This window comes from Cellulosilyticum sp. ST5, from assembly GCF_046529625.1.
GTDB classification, from domain to species: domain Bacteria; phylum Bacillota; class Clostridia; order Lachnospirales; family Cellulosilyticaceae; genus Cellulosilyticum; species Cellulosilyticum lentocellum.
This window is the reverse complement of record NZ_CP132338.1, coordinates 2,976,188-2,994,007: the sequence shown is the minus strand read 5'-3', so window position 1 is coordinate 2,994,007 and position 17,820 is coordinate 2,976,188. Positions and strand designations below refer to the sequence as shown.

General features: G+C 32.9%; 17 protein-coding genes, 1 tRNA gene and 1 rRNA gene. 15 read left to right on the top strand and 4 right to left on the bottom strand.

Translation table 11 applies throughout. The annotated features are described in order from the left end of the window. Window positions 1–115: 115 nt before the first annotated feature. From QTL86_RS14740 to QTL86_RS14700, 9 genes are all read left to right on the top strand, one after another. Complete coding sequence (locus QTL86_RS14740) at window positions 116–1,570, top strand: hypothetical protein (protein WP_127065598.1); 1,455 nt, start codon at window positions 116–118, stop codon at window positions 1,568–1,570. 45 nt (window positions 1,571–1,615) lie between these two features. Beyond that, window positions 1,616–2,413: a flavodoxin family protein gene (locus tag QTL86_RS14735; protein WP_127065599.1), complete on the top strand. Its 798-nt coding sequence runs from the start codon at window positions 1,616–1,618 to the stop codon at window positions 2,411–2,413. Between the two features lie 325 nt (window positions 2,414–2,738). Further along, on the top strand, window positions 2,739–3,500 hold the full coding sequence (locus tag QTL86_RS14730; RefSeq protein ID WP_127065600.1) for a DUF2087 domain-containing protein: 762 nt from the start codon (window positions 2,739–2,741) through the stop codon (window positions 3,498–3,500). A 44-nt stretch (window positions 3,501–3,544) separates the two neighbouring features. After that, window positions 3,545–3,838: a DUF2087 domain-containing protein gene (locus tag QTL86_RS14725; RefSeq protein WP_127065601.1), complete on the top strand. Its 294-nt coding sequence runs from the start codon at window positions 3,545–3,547 to the stop codon at window positions 3,836–3,838. A gap of 120 nt (window positions 3,839–3,958) precedes the next feature. Beyond that, window positions 3,959–4,597 (top strand): DUF3267 domain-containing protein, encoded by a 639-nt coding sequence (locus tag QTL86_RS14720; protein ID WP_127065602.1) that lies wholly within the window; start codon window positions 3,959–3,961, stop codon window positions 4,595–4,597. Between the two features lie 64 nt (window positions 4,598–4,661). Continuing rightward, complete coding sequence (locus QTL86_RS14715) at window positions 4,662–5,438, top strand: DNA polymerase beta superfamily protein (protein ID WP_127065603.1); 777 nt, start codon at window positions 4,662–4,664, stop codon at window positions 5,436–5,438. Window positions 5,439–5,446: 8 nt separating this feature from the next. Continuing rightward, window positions 5,447–6,433 (top strand): DNA polymerase beta superfamily protein, encoded by a 987-nt coding sequence (locus QTL86_RS14710; RefSeq protein WP_127065604.1) that lies wholly within the window; start codon window positions 5,447–5,449, stop codon window positions 6,431–6,433. A 215-nt stretch (window positions 6,434–6,648) separates the two neighbouring features. Next, window positions 6,649–8,703, top strand: coding sequence for an SPFH domain-containing protein (locus QTL86_RS14705; RefSeq protein ID WP_410495256.1), 2,055 nt, complete (start codon window positions 6,649–6,651; stop codon window positions 8,701–8,703). A gap of 117 nt (window positions 8,704–8,820) precedes the next feature. Further along, complete coding sequence (locus tag QTL86_RS14700) at window positions 8,821–9,411, top strand: NAD(P)H-dependent oxidoreductase (protein ID WP_127065606.1); 591 nt, start codon at window positions 8,821–8,823, stop codon at window positions 9,409–9,411. A 75-nt stretch (window positions 9,412–9,486) separates the two neighbouring features. Here QTL86_RS14700 and QTL86_RS14695 read toward each other — a convergent pair whose 3' ends face one another. Continuing rightward, on the bottom strand, window positions 9,487–10,695 hold the full coding sequence (locus QTL86_RS14695) for an MFS transporter (RefSeq protein WP_127065607.1): 1,209 nt from the start codon (window positions 10,693–10,695) through the stop codon (window positions 9,487–9,489). Window positions 10,696–11,080: 385 nt separating this feature from the next. Here QTL86_RS14695 and QTL86_RS14690 point away from each other — a divergent pair, with 385 nt between their 5' ends. Then, complete coding sequence (locus tag QTL86_RS14690; protein ID WP_127065608.1) at window positions 11,081–11,653, top strand: DUF1062 domain-containing protein; 573 nt, start codon at window positions 11,081–11,083, stop codon at window positions 11,651–11,653. Window positions 11,654–11,711: 58 nt separating this feature from the next. On the opposite strand, the gene QTL86_RS14685 is transcribed toward QTL86_RS14690, so the two are convergent. Continuing rightward, the gene (locus QTL86_RS14685) at window positions 11,712–12,035 is read right to left on the bottom strand and encodes a winged helix-turn-helix transcriptional regulator (protein WP_127065609.1); all 324 of its coding nucleotides are present in this window, start codon (window positions 12,033–12,035) and stop codon (window positions 11,712–11,714) included. A gap of 133 nt (window positions 12,036–12,168) precedes the next feature. Here QTL86_RS14685 and QTL86_RS14680 point away from each other — a divergent pair, with 133 nt between their 5' ends. Beyond that, the gene (locus tag QTL86_RS14680; protein ID WP_127065610.1) at window positions 12,169–12,573 is read left to right on the top strand and encodes a pyridoxamine 5'-phosphate oxidase family protein; all 405 of its coding nucleotides are present in this window, start codon (window positions 12,169–12,171) and stop codon (window positions 12,571–12,573) included. 104 nt (window positions 12,574–12,677) lie between these two features. On the opposite strand, the gene asd is transcribed toward QTL86_RS14680, so the two are convergent. Next, window positions 12,678–13,769 carry an aspartate-semialdehyde dehydrogenase gene (gene asd, locus QTL86_RS14675; RefSeq protein ID WP_127065611.1) on the bottom strand — a complete coding sequence of 364 codons (1,092 nt, stop codon included), beginning with the start codon at window positions 13,767–13,769 and terminating at the stop codon, window positions 12,678–12,680. Window positions 13,770–13,911: 142 nt separating this feature from the next. Between asd and QTL86_RS14670 the strand changes: the two genes are divergently transcribed. Beyond that, entirely contained in the window at window positions 13,912–14,793 is an 882-nt protein-coding gene (locus QTL86_RS14670; RefSeq protein ID WP_410495255.1) for a LysR family transcriptional regulator, read from the top strand. Window positions 14,794–14,941: 148 nt separating this feature from the next. Here the strand turns inward: QTL86_RS14670 and QTL86_RS14665 are convergent, their stop codons facing one another. Next, window positions 14,942–15,856 (bottom strand): CorA family divalent cation transporter, encoded by a 915-nt coding sequence (locus QTL86_RS14665; RefSeq protein WP_127065613.1) that lies wholly within the window; start codon window positions 15,854–15,856, stop codon window positions 14,942–14,944. Between the two features lie 301 nt (window positions 15,857–16,157). Between QTL86_RS14665 and rrf the strand changes: the two genes are divergently transcribed. From rrf to QTL86_RS14650, 3 genes are all read left to right on the top strand, one after another. Further along, a 5S ribosomal RNA gene (gene rrf / locus QTL86_RS14660) occupies window positions 16,158–16,275 on the top strand. A 4-nt stretch (window positions 16,276–16,279) separates the two neighbouring features. Further along, window positions 16,280–16,352, top strand: a tRNA-Gly gene (locus tag QTL86_RS14655). A gap of 490 nt (window positions 16,353–16,842) precedes the next feature. Further along, window positions 16,843–17,562 (top strand): SAM-dependent methyltransferase, encoded by a 720-nt coding sequence (locus QTL86_RS14650; RefSeq protein ID WP_410495254.1) that lies wholly within the window; start codon window positions 16,843–16,845, stop codon window positions 17,560–17,562. The last annotated feature ends 258 nt before the right edge of the window (window positions 17,563–17,820 follow it).

Genomic DNA, 17,820 nt, shown 5'->3' with positions numbered 1-17,820 from the left:
TGGTACTGCTCAGTATTAATTTTTCACAGCTCTTCAAAATTCAATCGATATAGCAACTGAATGATTATAAATAAAAATGGGGTTTTATTAAAAATAAGAAGGGGAGAGTGTTATAATGGAACAGGAGATTTTAAGTGGGCCAGTAAAAACAAGAAAAAGTATGTGGGGAATCTTAGCAGTAGTTATTTTAGGAATTTATGCATTGATCACTATAGGATTGGTAGTTGTGGGATGCGTGGTTAAGCCAATACCAGGACTAAATTATTCTTTTGAATATGCAAAGGATAGTTTATTAGATGTTCTAAAAATTAATTCTGAGATATCAATAATCCTATTCATTATCTTAGGTGTAATTGGAACTGTATTTAAGATTATTAAGAATAACAGTATTAGGAATGGACTTATAGGTTTCTGGGGATTTTTATTTGTATTGCCCATGAGTGTGTTAAGCCTGTGGCTTCAAAAGTTGGTACCAAGTGATATAGGGCTAAGTAGAAATTTTAGATGGGTGATATTGGGGATTGCTGCATTTAAGGTAGGGCTTCTTATACTTATTTTACTAAAATATATAGAAAGAAAAAGAGATGTCAATTTTAAAATAGTATGGACTTCTGCAATCTTTCTGGCGTTGATTAATTTTATGACAATGTCTCAGTTTAGTTTTGGCATGGATCAGAACTATTCATTTGGATATGCAATGCTAGAACAATGGGGGCTATTTTTTACAGAGCAATACATATGGTTACATGGAAATTTAGGTATATCTAGGTTTATTAACATAAGTATAGTCATTTTATTTGTAGTCTTAAGTGTACCATTATATATGATTGGTAGGAGCTTATTTATTCCAAAATCTGAGGAGAAAAACGAGGAATATGTATCTAGAGGTTCTTTAGCAGTACTAGTAGGAAGTGGACTAGGATTATTAATGATAGTCACTCCTATTTTAAAAAGTGGTATGAGTATAGAAAGTATAGGGCTAAAGAGTTTAGGAGCAGGTTTTTTTATTAGTTTATTAGTAGGTATAATAGCTACCATTTTAAATGTAGGGATAGGAAGCATAATAGTACAGATGAAGCACTCAAGAATAGGGTTGATTGGGATTGGATTATTAGTTTTAATCAGTAGTTCTGTTACTACCTCGCCAATAAACTCAGTATTCATTAGTTCGTGGCTATTGTTTGGTAAAGGCATAGTAAGTACTGTATTTGCAATAAGTATAAACATGGTAACCCTTTTTGCTATAACATGGATACTTAGAGAAAGAAAAAGTAAAGAGGGTATTCTAAATAAGAATTTTATAATGAGGTTAAGTATAGCTATTTTTATTGTTCAGTTCTTAGCAGGTATGACTAACTTTGGTATTGGGTTCGTGTTTTATGCAAGTCACTTTGAGAGCATGTTACCTTTAAACTCAATCTTTTTTCAACCAGATATGACTTCTGAAGCAAGGAACTTTATTTTTGTAGTCATTTCTACATTAGTATTTTTAGGGGTTAATATAAGTCGATTATTATTAAAAGAAGAAGATTATGGTGAATGGACATGGCTTAGTATACTTCATAAATAGGAAAGAACTAAGATAGAATAAGCATTAATGAGAGGAGACAAGAAGATGAAATATCTATTCATTAATGGAAGCCCACATAAGGGAAACACGTGGAAATTAGCAGAAGAGGTTCAAGGTATACTAAAAACCATAGAACCAAGTAGTATTATAGAAGAAATTCATTTATTAAATCTGAAATTACCATTTTGCACAGGTTGTTCTCTTTGCTTTAGAACAGGAGAAAGTAATTGCCCTCATAATGAAAAGATTCAGCAAGTGTTAAATGCCATGGAAGAAGCTGATGGAATCATAGTAGCCTCGACTAGTTATAATAGAAGGGAAACTACCTTGCTTAAAAACTTTTTCGATCATTTGTGTTACCTCCTTCATCGTCCACACTTCTTTACTAAAAAAGCATTAGTTATAACGACAACAGGAGGTGTAGGGGCTAAATCAGCAGCTGAAAGTATTGCATCCTTTTTGAAGGGAATAGGCTTTAACAAGTGTTATCTTTTGCCAGTCCCAGCTTATAGCTGGAATGATTATAGGATTAATAATAAAACAAAAATGAAGTGTGAGCAGGTAACTAAAAAGTTTTATCAAGATACTAGTTTTGAAAAATTACATAGTCCAAGTGTCTTAGTTATGATTCCCTATAACTTATTTAGGGGAATGTCTCTGTATTATGTAAAAGGGAGTGAATATGAAACAGAGGATGGTAGCTATTGGACAGATCCTATTAGAAAAGACACTGTATATGATAGGGTTGTTCCAGTTCCTATTTATAAAAGGCCTATAGGGTATTTCTTTTACTTCTTAGGCAAAAAGTTAGGGAAAAAAGTCATGGTGACATATAAGAAGTAAGTAAATAATTCAATTTGTGAAAGTATAAAATGCTAAAAGAGCACTGTATAAGCTAGGAATGTTTATAACCTCTAGTTTATATAGTGCTCTTTTAGCTATTCGGTCATATTAAAATGGTGCGTTAGTGAAGTTCTGTTTATGATAGTAATTAAATAGTTATGTACTTTTTATATATAGATGGATTTGTACAGGAGGAAGAGGTTGATAAAAATAAATGCATATATAAAAATATAAACAAAAAATAAAAATGTTTACTATATTATAGACAAAAATCAAAAACTAATATAAAATCATATCAATCAATAAAATTTGATGGGAGATTGGCATGGAAAATTTAGATTTGGTATGGGAAGCTTCAGTAGATGAAATTACAGTAGGTTATAAAGAAAGTAAAGAAGAGTATATTTGCTTATTCTGTGGAAAAGTATTTAAAAAGGGAAGAATTTATCAAATAGAAACGGAATTATATGATGCTTATGGTGCCATAAGAAACCATATTATTAGTACACATGAATGTGCAGCTACGTATTTCTTAAAGGGTAAATCAACTGCTATAGGTATATCAGAAGTACAGCAACAAATTTTAAGGCTTATGGCAGAAGGAAAAGATGATAGAAGTATTGCCAAGGATCTAGGGATTGCACATTCAACTGTTAGAAATCATCGTTTTAAGCTAAGAGAAAAAGAAAAACAAGCTAAGTTGTATTTAGCAACGATGCAGTCACTAGAAGAAAAAATAAGTAGAAAAATAAATGAATCAGATATAGGGGTTCTAGAAGAGGTGCACTTATCAGCTAATATGATTGATGATAGATATAGCATAACTGACCTAGAAAGAGAAAAAACGATTCAAACTTATCTAGACACCGAGGGATGTATTAAACAATTCCCGGCGAAGGAAAAGAAAAAAATTATTCTTCTTAGAGAAATTATGAAACAATTCAAAGTTGATTATGAGTATCAAGAAAAAGAGATTAATCACATTCTAAAAAGAATTTATGAGGATTATCCAACGATTAGAAGAGCTTTAATTGAGTATGGCTTTTTAGAACGTTCAGATGATTGTGGTATATATCGTGTAAAATAGTACGAGGGAAAAATAATAGAAGTATATAAAGGGAGATGATGATGATGGAAAAATGGTTGAAAAATTATCTGGATTCAAGTGGTAAATTATCGATGTATCCATCTAAAAGAAAACTAAAGATTGCTGTTATGTTTTATATAGCTAATCAATTAGAAGCTCATAAGACATATACAGAAAAGGAAATGAATGAAGCCATTAATGAGATATGTACTTTTAATGATGCAGCACTACTTAGAAGAGAAATGTACAACTATCACTTTATTAATAGGACTGAGGATGGAAAGGTATATACGTTAGAAGAAAATCAGCCATCTCCTGAAGAATATGGATTAAGCTAGAAGAATGAGGCATATAGGTATTCATTAGGAATAATAAAAAATAAATAAAGATAGATTGATATCTAAGAAGAAATGATAAGATAAAGCAAAGAAAAATAATCTTATTATAGGAGTTTGGGGATGTTTAAAAATATTAAGTACATGGGCAGATATCAAGATGAAGAACAACTAAAAACAGGAAGATTACCTGAAGCAGCTATTAAGTATGAAGAACCAGATACGATGAAAGAAGTGTTTATAAAAGGAACACTTATTAGTGTACCAATATTTATAATAATGATTATTGGTATTCTGGTAAAAATCCAAGTATGGCAGATGCAGTTTTCGGAGATTAATATAAAGCAGTTGGCAGGAGGCATCCTAATTGCTAGTATAATAAGTTTACCTCTTGTTCCTATTCATGAAGGGCTACATGCTATTTGTTATCCAAAAGAAAGTATTAAGGAAATTTGGTATAAAAAAGAAGAGCCTGCAGCATTTGTGTATTGTAATGCACCTATTTCTCGCAGGAGATTTATATGGATGTCCTTATGTCCTAATTTAGTATTAGGTTTTATACCATATGTATTATGGATCATGGGTATGTTTGATGGCAATAGGTCAGTTTCGCAAATCCTTATTTCATTGGCGGTGCTTAATATATTTACTGGAATAGGTGATTACTTAAATATCTATTCTACGATTACACAAACACCAAAAGATAGCATCATACAAAATTACGGATTTCATAGTTATTGGTATAGAGAAGAGAATAAATAAACCCTAAAAGATTTGATACATAAGCTATAATAAAGAAAAGTTATAGGAAAGGTAAAGGGGAAAAATGAATCCAACGATTGTCGATAATATCAAACAAACCTTAAACGAATTAGAAGCGGAAAAACGTATTCATATTTTAATGGCCATAGAATCAGGAAGTAGAGGATGGGGATTTCCTTCAATTGACTCAGATTATGATTGTCGTTTTGTATATACTCAACCTTTGGAGAATTATTTAACCATAGGAGAAGTAATAGACCATATAAGTCTTCCTGTAGATGAGGTATATGATGTAGATGGTTGGGATTTGAAAAAGCTACTCATTCATATTAGAAAATCTAACCCAACAGTATGGGAATGGTTGCAGTCTCCAATTGCTTATAGGGAGGAGAAAGAGTTTAGGGACCAGTGTATGGCATTAGCAGTACTTTATTTTAATGAAAAAACAGCACTTTATCACTATAAAAGCTTAGCTTATAACAAAGTACAGCAAATCAAGGAAACATCATTAGGCAAGTTAAAAGCTTATTTTTATGCTTTACGAAGTGCATTGGCGTGTGACTATGTATTAAACCATCACACTATTCCACCGATGGAAATAAATCAGCTTATGGAAAGCTTAAATCTAGAACTAGAGTTAATATCAGAGATTAAACATTTAATAGAATTAAAAGTAACTGTAGATGAAGCTTATGTCATAGGACCTCATACTAAGTTGCTTGGTTATATAGAAAAAGTTTTATTAGTCTGTGATAACTATTTACAGGAAGCTAAACCAACTACAGCACTTAAAGAGGCAAAGTTATTAGATGAGTGTTTTAGAAATTGGTTAATTAGGTGAGAGAAGTGATGAAAATAGAAGTTACAGAGCGATTAGAAAGTAAAGCCTATGAGTTTTTAAAAAACGAAAAGGCGCTAGGCGATAGAATTTTATATTTAGTGGTGAGTGGCTCATACGGTTATGGAACCCAATATGAAAATAGCGATATAGATTTACGTGGCTGTACCATAGAAGGAAAGGAAGTACTATTTGGATTAGAAAGCTTTGAACAGTACGAAGACCTTCATACAGACACAGTTATCTTTGGCCTAAAGAAATTTGTAAGATTAGGATTGAATGCCAATCCCCAAACCTTGGAATTATTAGGCATAGATGAAGATTGCATTTATCAAATGACACCACAAGGAAAGCTTCTAAGAGACAATACAGAGCTTTTCTTATCTCAAAAAGTTGCAGATACTTTTGGTGGTTATGCAATGGCTCAGCTTAGAAGACTTCAAAATGCGCTAGCACAAAATAGTGCCAGCCAAGTATTAAAGGAGCAGCATATAGCAGCTACACTTTCAAGACAAATTAAACAATTTAATGATGATTATACTTCTTTTGATAAAGGCAGTATAGTCGTTTATGTGGATGAAGAGAGCCAAGATCTAAGAACGACCATTCACTTAGAAGATTACCCTTTAAGAGATTTCACAAGTATTTATGCCAATATGACTAATACTATTAAAAGCTATGAGAAGCTTACACATCGTAATCATAAGAAAGAAGAAAGTAAATTATATAAGCATGCCATGCATTTAGTAAGAATACTGATAACAGGCACATATATATTAGAAGGCAAGGGCATTCGCACAAGATTAGAGGAACACTTACCTACATTATTAAGTATTAGACATGGAGAGTATAGTTGGGATCAGATATTTAAGATTGTAGATAGCTGTGAAAAACATTTTAATAAAGCAGCTCAGCTTACTAAGTTACCAGAGAGACCACAACAAGATAAAGTTCAAAAATTAATAGAATCTATTTACGAAAGTTATTATTACAAATGAAAGCTCTATAGCTAGCTAGAAGTAACATTTTAGTTAGTTATAGAGCTTTTGTAATGGGGAAAATAAATTTGTTTTACAACATTATCAAGTAGAAAGACTTTGTGTTAAGAAAATATAAATTATTTATAATATTTTTATTATTATATAGAAGTGGCACACAATCTGTACTATACTAAGATGATTCAATCCAGTTGTTAAATTAAGGAGGATAAGGAATGATTAGTATAATTGTAGGTTGCGGAGTAGGAATCATAGCAGTTATTTTATTCTTTTGGCTCGTTGGTTTTAAAATTATCCCTAATGATAGAGTAGGAATCGTTGAAAAATGGTGGTCTCCTAAAGGTTCTCTAAAGGAGCAAATCATTGCTTTGAATGGAGAAGCCGGTTATCAGCCTGACCTTTTAAGAGGAGGTATTCATTTTAAATCACCACTTCTCTACAAGGTACATACGGTACCTCTTGTAACAGTACCACAAGGAAAAATAGCTTATGTATTTGCAAGAGACGGAGAGTCTTTAGAAGCTACACAAACTTTAGGCAGGATTGTTAAAGAGTCTAATAATTTTCAAAATGTAAGGGCCTTTTTACAAAATAAAGGACAAAAAGGACCACAACAAGGTATTATTCGTGAGGGAACTTATGCGTTTAACCTAGCACAATTTGTGATTATTACTGAAGATAAGACGCACTGCTTAAAAATAGGTAATAGGGCAGAGCAAGACACGCTTATGCAAATGTCAGAGCTTATTAAAAATAGAAATGGTTTTAGGCCAGTTGTCATTCAAGGGGAAAAAGATGAAATTGGTATTGTAACGGTCCACGATGGACCATCTTTAGGCAGTGGCAATATTATTTGTCCAACAGTAGGAGATGTAGCAACTGATCCACATTATCATAACAATTTCCAAGATATTGATGCCTTTTTAAAGGCTGGTGGTTATAGAGGTAGACAATATCAGGTTTTAGCAGATGGTACTTATTTTATTAATAGACTTTTTGCAACTATTGAATATATTCCTAAAGTAATCATTGAAGTAGGTTTTGTAGGAGTAGTTGTTTCTTATACTGGCGCAAAGGGTGAAGATTCTTCTGGTAATGATTATAAGCACGGAGAACTTGTTGGAAAAGGGTATAGGGGGGTATGGAATGAACCATTAATGCCAGGTAAATATGCTTTTAATACCTATGCAGGAAGCATTGTAAAAGTGCCTACAACCAATGTTATTTTAAAATGGATTTCTAATCAAACAGGGAATCACAAATATGATGAGAACCTTAAAGAAGTTAGTCTTATCACAAAGGATGCTTTTGAGCCAACCTTACCACTATCTGTTGTATTCCATATTGATTATCGAAAAGCACCTTATGTTATTCAACGTTTTGGGAATGTAAAGATGCTAGTTGATCAAACCTTAGATCCTATGATTTCTGCTTACTTTAAAAATATAGGGCAAACGAAAACACTCATTGAACTCTTGCAGCAAAGAAATGAAATCCAGAGCCAAAGTGCTATGGAGATGAGAGAACGCTTTGAGCATTATAATCTAGAGTTAGAAGAAGTACTTATTGGTACACCGGGTAGCTCAACTTCAGATTCTAATATAGAAACCATTCTTACACAGCTTCGTAGTAGACAAATTGCTAAAGAGCAATTAGAGACCTACGAAACCCAACAAAAAGCAGCCGAGAAAGAAAAAGAATTAAGAGAAGCAGAAGCAGTAGCTAAACAACAAACCACCTTAACTGAGTCTGATATTAATATTAGGATTCAAGAAAATCAAGGTAAAGCCGAGCTGATGAAAGCTAAACAAGATGCTGAAAAGATTCAGCGCCTAGCAGAAGCTGACTCTTATAAGATTAAAAAGCAATCTGAAGGTGAGGCATTTAGAATTAAAGTAACAGCAGAAGCACAAGCAGATCAAGAAGCAAGAGTAGGTATCTCAAAGGCTATTGCTGCTAGAGAACAAGTTAATGCTTATGGTGGTCCACAGTACAAGGTAATTAGTGACGTGATGAGTGAATTCTCTAAAGCTGTTAAAGAGGGCAAGATTGATATCGTACCTAAGACTGTTATTCAAGCAGGAGGAGAAGGCCAAGGCGTTAATGCCTTTGAATCCCTTATTATGCTTTTAATGAGTGAAAAATTAACGGCTTTAAATGGTAATGAAGGCCACGAAGAATCTGAAGAAGTAGAACGTATAAAAGAACAGATTTTAGCTGAGATTAAAAACACCCAATTAGAAGCAGCCCCTACCAAATCCCAGATATAAGCTATTAGACTTATAAAAAGATTAAAAACCCCATACTAGAGATAAAACTAGTATGGGGTTTTTAATGAAGGCCATAATGTTAAAATACAATTAAAGTAACAAAAAAGGAGGAAATCTATGAAAGTATTAGTAGTCTATTGTCATCCCAGTAAAACAAGCTTTACACATAAGGTAAAAGAAGAATTTGTAAAAGGCTTACAATATGCAAATCATGAGTATGACATCTCAGATTTGTATGAGATGTCATTTAATGAGGTGCTTAGTGAAGAAGAATATCTTAGGGAAGCCTATTATAAATCAGAGATACCTGTTGCAGAGGATGTATTAATAGAACAGAAAAAAGTGCAAGAGGCAGATGCGATTGCCTTTATTTACCCAGTATTTTGGACAGAAGCACCCGCAAAACTAGTAGGTTGGTTTGATAGAGTGTGGACTTGTGGTTTTGCATATAATCCAGAACCTCAAATGAAAATATTAAAAAAAGCTATTTTCATAGCTATTGCTGGCAAAACACTTCAGACTTTAGAAGAAACAGGAGAGAAAGAAGCAATGGAAACAGTTATGCTAGGTGATCGAGTGAGACACAGAGCTAAAGAAAAGAAAATGGTGATTCTAGATGAAATGACTCATTGGAATGAAGAAGCGTATAGAAATAGTAAGATTAATCAACATTTACAAGATGTATACGAATTAGGAAGAGGCTTTTAATCTCATATTTTATATACGCTGTTAGAAGCTGTACCTATAAAGCCCAAAAAAGATGTTATGGTAGGAAATTATAGATTAATCTATAGTTTGCGAGGTGTGTATGGGCTTATTACTTATAATCATGCAGATGATTATACCCAGAATCAATAGGATAGGAAAGATAATAGCGGCTATAATGCCTGTTCTAAGGTTGTCATTAAACAGACTAGATACTGTCCCTACAACAGTTGGTCCAATAGAGCATCCCACATCCCCGGCCAATGCTAAAAACGCAAACATAGCTGTTCCACCTCTCTTGATTTTTGCAGATGACATGCTAAATGTCCCAGGCCAAAGAATACCAACAGCTAAGCCACATAGACCACATCCAAGTAAACTCAATAAAGGTAGTGGTGAAAGTGAAATGATAAGATAGCTTAGAAAGCAAAGAAGACAACTATAAAGCATTGTTTTCTCAAGATTTACTTTTTCACCCAATTTACCATATAGCATTCTTGAAAGCCCCATCATAACAGCAAAAAACATTGGTCCTGCTAGATCTCCAATAAACTTATTAACTTCGAGTCCTTTTTCAGCAAAAGTAGATGCCCACTGACTTACAGCTTGCTCACTCGCCCCAGCACAAATCATTAAAAGCAACATATTCCAAAAAATTTTCTTAGAAAATAATTCCCGTATAGTCAATCCATTTTCATGCTCCTCAATCAGATGAGTAACAGGAACCTTTGCAAAGAAAAAGGTATTAAGTACAGGGATAATAGCCCATAGAAGAGCTAGTACCTTCCAAGTTGAAGTACCAAACAAAGTGAAAAATAAGGTTGATAGTAAAACTACTCCTACATGACCCCAGCAATAAAAAGAATGTAATAGACTCATGGCAGCTTCTTTATTATTTGTGGGACAAGCTTCTACAATAGGACTTATAAGTACTTCAATAAGGCCACCGCCAACAGCATAAATCATAACTGAAATCATCAATCCTATAAAAGGGTCACTAAAAACTTCTGGCAGTATAGTAAGCGATATAAGGCCTAAAGCAGAAAAAATATGGGCAATAATCACAGAAGCCTTGTAACCGATTTTATCTATAAATCCTGCTGACAATAAATCAATGACTAATTGTATTCCAAAATTAAAGGTCACTAAAAAAGTAATTTTAGAAATGGGTATATCATATAGTGATTGAAATGTTAAAAATAATAAAGGTATAAAATTATTAATAATAGCTTGAACTATATAGCCAGTGAATGAAGCATACATGGTGTGCTTATAATGAAAATTCATATTTATCTCCTTTAAAAACAAAGTTATAATTTCATTATATATTATTCTGCTTGTTATTTTTGTGGTTTTAATAAATCTTATAGTATATTACTGGTAAATTATAAAAGTTACATCATATTCATCTTTAAGAAATTTTATAGAGCAAAAGGCTTAGTCTTTGGTAGGCCTTATTCTTTATTCTATAATGAGGTTAAGGTGTTTTTGTGATGAGAGAGATGATATGCTAAGGACATCATATCAGAGGAGGAAATGTCTTATGATTACACCAGTTCAAATGTGTTCTTATTCTATTCAATAATAAGCTGTATGAAAATAGGAATACATTTTTAAATTAAAATAAAAAATCTTATATTTTTGTGCGGCTTCATAAAAAAAGGAGCACAAGATGCAAGAGATTATTAGATGGAAGGTTATACCTATCAATGAACCCAATGTAATAAGGAATTGTTCTAAATGTGGAGGAAAAGCACACTTTGAAAATAGTAAAAAATTTAGAGTGAATGCTAATCAAAGTAAATTAGATGTTTGGCTTATCTACCAGTGCAAAAAGTGTAAGACAACATGGAATATGACTATTTTGTCAAGAGTTAATCCAAAAGAAATACCAAATAATCAGTATAAATGGTTTATAGATAATGATAAGGAGCTTGCAAGATTTTACGCATTTGATGTAGATACTCATAGAAGAAATGGTTCAATTCTAGATTACCATGAAATAGAATATACAATAGAAGGGAAAACACTGGATATACAAGCATTGGAAGAAAAGGTAACCATACTTCTGGAATGTGAAGAAGTATTTACTATACGCATGGATAAAGTATTAAGTAGGCAATTGGAAATATCTAGAGCGCAAGTTAGAAGTTTAGTAGAAAAAGGTATATTAAGTAGTAGGGAAGAAAAGAAATTATGGAAGGCTAAGCTAAAAAGTAAAATGTATATAGATATACTACCATAGTAAAGAAAACACAGGGCAAAAATTTTGCCCTGTGTTTTTAGATAAATAAAATACATACTTAGATGCTATTCAGATTTTGATAACCTTCGCCCCATTGCCATAGGGAGTCCATAACAGGTTGTAAGGTATGACCTAGTTCAGTTAAGGAATATTCAACTCTAGGTGGTATTTCTGGATAAACTTTACGGTTAATAAGGCCATCTTCTTCCATTTTGCGTAGGTTTTGAGTTAATACCTTTTGACTAATATCTCCGATAGAGTTTTTTAGTTCTCCAAAGCGTTTGGTTCCATCAAATAAATCTCTTAAAATGAGTACTTTCCACTTGTTACCTATAAGAAGTAGAGTGGTTTCAATTGGACAAGGTGGTAGTATTTTTTGCATAATTATTCCTCCAATAGTTTCTTCTAGGTACCTATAGTACTTTAAGGTGCTTACTTTTCAAAAGTTACTTTTAGAATTATTATAAATTCATAAGCAATCGATTGCAATAAAGTTAATTTGGAGGAATGAAGGAATGGATGAAGTAATTCAATTTTTAAAAGAGAATGAAGTACAGTATTTTGCTACAATAGGACTTGATGGCAGACCAAAGGTAAGGCCTTTTCAATTCATGCTTGATCAAGGTGGCAAGCTTTATTTTTGTACTAATAATACAAAAGAAGTTTATAAAGAAATGCAAGACAATCCCTATGTAGAAATTGTGACTTCTAGTCCGAAGTTTGCTTGGCTGAGATTAAGTGGAAAAGTAGTATTTTCTCCGGATTTAGAAATAAAGAAAGCCATTCTTGCAACAAGTGGCCTTGTTAAATCTATTTACCAAACAGCAGAAAATCCTATCTTTGAAATCTTTTATCTTGATGAAGCAAAAGCTACTATAGCTGATTTCTCAGGTAATCCGCCAAAAACTTATGAGTTATAAAGTATATATTTAATAGAAGCACGTTCTAGTATAAGCTAGTACGTGCTTTTTAAGTTTCATAATGTTATAGTCTCTCATAAAATTATCATATGTGATTGAGACAACTAAAGTGATTTTGCAAAGAGATATCCAGTAGCTACTAGATATTCAGCAGATAATACACCACCTCCAGCAGCACCTCTTAATGTGTTGTGAGATAAGCAAACAAATTTATAGTCAAATACAGTATCAGCTCTAAGCCTACCAATGGTAATACCCATCCCTTTTCCAAAGTTCCTATCTAATTTTGTTTGTGGTCTGTTTTCTTCTTCCATATAGCATAAAAACTTCTCAGGGGAGCTAGGTAGATTTTGGGCCAGTGGATTGAATTCATAATGATTAAGAGCTTCTAAGATTTCTTCTTTAGTAGGCTTTTTCTTGAAATTCACATAAACAGCAGCTAGGTGACCATCTGAAACAGGTACTCTTAAACACTGAGTTGTAATGAGTGGTGAATTGGAATTAACAATCTTACCATTTTGAACACTTCCCCATATTTTATGGGGCTCTTGTTCGCTTTTTTCTTCTTCGCCAGGTATAAAAGGAATGACATTGTCTAGGATTTCAGGACATTCTTTAAAGGATTTTCCAGAACCAGATATGGCTTGATAAGTACAAGCTAGAATAGTTTCTGGTTCAAAAGCCATTAAAGCTGAAAGTGGCGGCACATAGCTTTGAATAGAGCAATTAGGTTTGACAACGATAAAGCCTCTTTTGGTACCAAGGCGCTTTCTTTGGGAGTCAATAACTGCGATATGATGTCCATTAATTTCAGGAATGAGCATAGGTACATCCTCTACATAGCGGTTAGCTGAGTTATTAGAGATGACAGGAATTTCAGCTTTGGCATAAGCTTCTTCTAAAGCTTTAGTTGCAGCTTTATCTAATGAAATAGCGCAGAAGATAAAATCCACTTTTTGACTAATAAGGTCTATCTGTTCACCATCTTCTACCATCATTTGTTTATATTTTTCAGGAATAGGAACAGACATTTTCCAGCGATCTTTAATAGCATCCTCATAAGGTTTACCGGCAGATTGTTTGCTAGCTGCTAAAACAGTAACTTCGAACCAAGGATGATTTTCTAAAAGTAAGAGAAAGCGTTGACCTACCATACCAGTAGCGCCGATGATACCTACTTGTAATTTTTGTTTCATTTCACAAACCTCCTTAATGAATGATTGAATTTTCTTTTTTATTAGCATATGATAAAATCAAGCATTAGTAAAATTGATAATATAGATAATATCATTCGATTTTTTTGAACTATAGAAACTTCATTAATAGGAGGTTGGTCTTATGGATTTAAAGCAGCTTAATACTTTTCTGATGATTAGTAAATTGCAAAGCTTTACAAGAGCAGCAGATACACTTAATTATGCTCAGTCTTCTGTAACTACTCAAATTAAGTTGTTAGAAGAAGAGTTAGGTGTAAAGTTATTTGAGAGGATTGGAAAGAATATATCATTGACACATGATGGTAAGAAGCTTATTCCTTATGCACAGCAAATGCTGAAGCTCTCTACAGATATTAAAAATAATATTAGTGAAGATGAGTACCCAAAAGGTGTTTTGACCATTGGCGTAGCAGAATCTTTGTGTGTCATACGCTTGCCAGAGATTATTAAGGAATATAGAAAACTATATCCAGAAGTGGAGATAGCCCTTAAATTTGGAAGTTGTGCAGATTTTAGACGCTATTTAAATGATAATCTAATAGATGTAGCCTTTTCGTTAGGAGCCAAAATTGATGGAGGTGAATTTATTTCTGAGATAGAAAGAGATGAACCGATGCTACTTTTAGCTTATCCAGGTAATCATTTATTAGAAAAAGAAAAGATTCTTCCAGAAGATTTAGAAGGAGAGTCACTTATTTTAACAGAAGTGGGTTGTAGCTACAGAGCAGCCTTTGAACGCATTTTAAAAGATGAGGGGATTAGTCCTCGTATCACTCTAGAATCAGGTAGTGTTCATGCTATTAAACAATTTACTATGAGTGGATTAGGCATATCATTACTCCCTCGAGTAGCAGTTGAAGAAGAGGTAAAAAGTGGTAAGTTAATACCACTAAAATGGCAAGGGGCAGAATTTGAAATAGTTTCACAGGTTTTATATCATAAAAATAAATGGATCTCACCGGCGTTAGATGCGTTTATTAATTTGTGCAAAGAGATGTTATAAGTAAGTTGGTTTTTAATTTTGTGCAGCATTAAGTATGAAATAAACATTAATTAAAAAAGAACATAGTAATAGCTCCTCAGACCAATATGATATGTTTTACTGTGCTTAAAATAGCAAAATATAAAACCTAGGGTTTCAAAACAGAAGACTAAAGAAATTTTTTCTTTTTACAAATCCAAATACTTAAGCAAATAATAGCTAAGCTGATGGCAATAACAAGAGGATAACCATACTTCCATCTTAATTCAGGCATATAAGTAAAATTCATACCATACCAACCCGCAATTAAAGTAAGTGGCAAAAAGATAGTAGTTACTACAGTTAAAATCCTCATGGTATTATTTTGTTTAATATCTATTTGGGATTGATATTCTTCTCTTACCTGAAGGGCATATTCTCTTAGCATTTGTACATTACTTTGAAGACGACTGACTCTCCTTGTAAAAAAGTCAAAAAGTCTTAGGTTATGTTCGTTAAAGAAATCATTTTCATTTTCTCCCAAGACCTCTCCTACCTCTACAAGTTGTGAGTAATAGTAATGAAGTGTTAGAAGTTCTTTTCTAAAATCCATAAGCGTATGATTAAAATGAGCAATTTCTCCATTCAAAATGGTAGATTCCATCTTAGCAATTCTATTTTCAAGTTCCTCTAAATAAAGCAAATCCTTATCAATAAGTAGTTCCAAAAAATTACTAAAGAAAGTCTCTAAGGTAGGCGTATCCCAAGTTCTGGTATGACTCATTTTTTCAAGTAAAGCTTTGACTAAATCGCTATCATCCACAAAGACAATGCCATCCTTGTGAATATAATAGATAAAGCGCTTTTTTTGTTTAGAGTTTTGTTTTGAGGGTATACAAAAGGTTCCTAACATATAATCAGCATAGTTCTCTAATTTGCATAAATGAATATTTGCATAGCTCTTAAAACTTTCTGCATGCACACTAGAAGTAGCACCGCTAGTTTGCCACTCCTTTAATGTCACTATTTGCACGGTCTTTACGGTTAAATCCCCTTGTGGCTTATCTTCTAAAGGTACAAGCCGTTCTTTAATCATATAATACATTAACTCACCTGATTTCTTGATTGTTTATTGTTTTTCCACCATAAACGATTAACTCTTCATTTATACTTCTCACTCTTCAGACTTCCTAATTTTTATTTTATCACTTTCTAGAAAAAAGGATACCTTATAAAATTTAGGTATCTAATACAAAAAATAAAGGTATTCAAAAGTGTAGCAGGAATTTCATCTGCTGAGTATAGAAAGAATAGCGACTTAGCAAAATAAATCTTAAAAAGTAGTTGACATATGTAATGGGATAGTGTATATTTAAATAGTCGTCAAGAGAAATGACGACGAAATTTCTGGTGATGATGCGCTTAAGGGAAACACCCGTTTCCATTCCGAACACGTAGGTTAAGACTTAAGCGGCTGATGGTACTTGTCGGGAGACTGACTGGGAGAGTAAGTGGTTGCCAGATTTATGCGCGAGTGGCTCAGTTGGTAGAGCATCTCCTTGCCAAGGAGAGGGTCGCGGGTTCGAGTCCCGTCTCGCGCTTATGAAATCCCTTGAATTTCAAGGGATTTTTTTGTTGTGCAGATATATAATTTATGGCATAGTTAATCAAGACTCATTTCCGTTATTTGCTCGTATGTTAGAAAAATCAGAAACTCATCTATGAAATTTAATTCTTTTTCCCTTTCTCTTGTACTTTTAATATTTCCTTAAATTCACCACTTTTATACAGATAGAAATAAAACTTGATTTAATAGGGTTAGTATCAAAAAATAATACCTTTTATGAAACACAGAAAACAACTGAAAATATTCAGAAGTTTAACTTGAGTTTGGATTAATTAGCTGATATATTTTAAGTACAATAAGGAAAGGATGTGATTAGTATATTTAAAAAATATAGCATTGTTGTTGAGGTGGCATTAGGATAAAGCCGATGGCATCTTAACCATTTTTTACCGCCTTAGGTTGTTATTCTTTTGCCTCCTTCAACTATGAAGATCAAAAAATAACAATAATAGGAGGTTCTGCAAATGCGGAATTTTATTTTAAAGGAAAAGTATAATACATTAATTCAAAGTTTAATTGATGATTTTAATAACAGTCATAGCTATAAATACATCATGGGACCAGATGCATTATGTCTTATTGAAATTTTATGTGAAAAAATAAATTTAAAACCTGGCATGCGTGTATTGGACATGGGTTGTGGAGCAGGCTTCACTTCAATTATATTGGCAAAAGAATTTGGTGTTACTGTATTTGCAAATGATTTATGGTCTTGTGCAACAGAGAACTATGAGCGATTTGTAAAAGCCGGAGTAGAAGATAGAGTATTCCCTTTTAGAGCGGAAGCACATAATCTTCCTTTTGCAAGTAACTTTTTCGATGCAGCTATCAGCATTGATGCTTATCATTACTTTGGTACAGATGAATGCTATTTATGTGATCATTATGCTAAGCTAGTTAAACCAGGTGGACAGTTTGGCCTTGTCAATCCTGGTCTTTCAAAGGAGTTTACTAACGGTTTACCAGAAAAAATGAAACCTTTCTGGGAACCTAATATGTATGCTTGGCACAGCGCAGGGTGGTGGCAACAGCTCTGGGAAAAGACAGATTTGGTAGATGTTACTTGTGCGCAAGAAATTCCTGACGGCAAATCAATCTGGAGAATGACAGCTGATTATGATCTCCATGATGCGGATATAGAAAACTACCTTACATTAGTACTTATGACAGCAATAAAAAAGTAATGTTATATGGATGATTAAACTAATTAATGAAGCCGTAAATTCGAAAAAAGAATTTACGGCTTTTTGTGTCTATAGAGAGGATTACTAGAGAATAAGATTGTTAAGGATTAGAGATAGTCCGGAAAAGATAAGCATGATAATCACTATCTTCTTTACATGTTTTTCTTTAAACACTTTTGATAAAGCTATACCAATAAAGAGACCTAATAACATAAAAGGTTAATTGTATAAAAATTATTACGAATAGATAACATAAGT

Excerpts from the sequence above, each read along its gene's own strand:
- QTL86_RS14670 (WP_410495255.1), top strand. The coding sequence starts at position 13,912 with ATGGATTTAAAGCAGCTTAATACTTTTCTGATGATTAGTAAATTGCAA.
- QTL86_RS14740 (WP_127065598.1), top strand. The coding sequence starts at position 116 with ATGGAACAGGAGATTTTAAGTGGGCCAGTAAAAACAAGAAAAAGTATG.
- QTL86_RS14705 (WP_410495256.1), top strand. The coding sequence starts at position 6,649 with ATGATTAGTATAATTGTAGGTTGCGGAGTAGGAATCATAGCAGTTATT.
- QTL86_RS14680 (WP_127065610.1), top strand. The coding sequence starts at position 12,169 with ATGGATGAAGTAATTCAATTTTTAAAAGAGAATGAAGTACAGTATTTT.
- QTL86_RS14720 (WP_127065602.1), top strand. The coding sequence starts at position 3,959 with ATGTTTAAAAATATTAAGTACATGGGCAGATATCAAGATGAAGAACAA.
- QTL86_RS14700 (WP_127065606.1), top strand. The coding sequence starts at position 8,821 with ATGAAAGTATTAGTAGTCTATTGTCATCCCAGTAAAACAAGCTTTACA.
- asd (WP_127065611.1), bottom strand. The coding sequence starts at position 13,769 with ATGAAACAAAAATTACAAGTAGGTATCATCGGCGCTACTGGTATGGTA.
- QTL86_RS14665 (WP_127065613.1), bottom strand. The coding sequence starts at position 15,856 with ATGTATTATATGATTAAAGAACGGCTTGTACCTTTAGAAGATAAGCCA.
- QTL86_RS14715 (WP_127065603.1), top strand. The coding sequence starts at position 4,662 with ATGAATCCAACGATTGTCGATAATATCAAACAAACCTTAAACGAATTA.
- QTL86_RS14725 (WP_127065601.1), top strand. The coding sequence starts at position 3,545 with ATGGAAAAATGGTTGAAAAATTATCTGGATTCAAGTGGTAAATTATCG.
- QTL86_RS14650 (WP_410495254.1), top strand. The coding sequence starts at position 16,843 with ATGCGGAATTTTATTTTAAAGGAAAAGTATAATACATTAATTCAAAGT.
- QTL86_RS14685 (WP_127065609.1), bottom strand. The coding sequence starts at position 12,035 with ATGCAAAAAATACTACCACCTTGTCCAATTGAAACCACTCTACTTCTT.
- QTL86_RS14695 (WP_127065607.1), bottom strand. The coding sequence starts at position 10,695 with ATGAATTTTCATTATAAGCACACCATGTATGCTTCATTCACTGGCTAT.
- QTL86_RS14730 (WP_127065600.1), top strand. The coding sequence starts at position 2,739 with ATGGAAAATTTAGATTTGGTATGGGAAGCTTCAGTAGATGAAATTACA.
- QTL86_RS14710 (WP_127065604.1), top strand. The coding sequence starts at position 5,447 with ATGAAAATAGAAGTTACAGAGCGATTAGAAAGTAAAGCCTATGAGTTT.
- QTL86_RS14735 (WP_127065599.1), top strand. The coding sequence starts at position 1,616 with ATGAAATATCTATTCATTAATGGAAGCCCACATAAGGGAAACACGTGG.
- QTL86_RS14690 (WP_127065608.1), top strand. The coding sequence starts at position 11,081 with ATGCAAGAGATTATTAGATGGAAGGTTATACCTATCAATGAACCCAAT.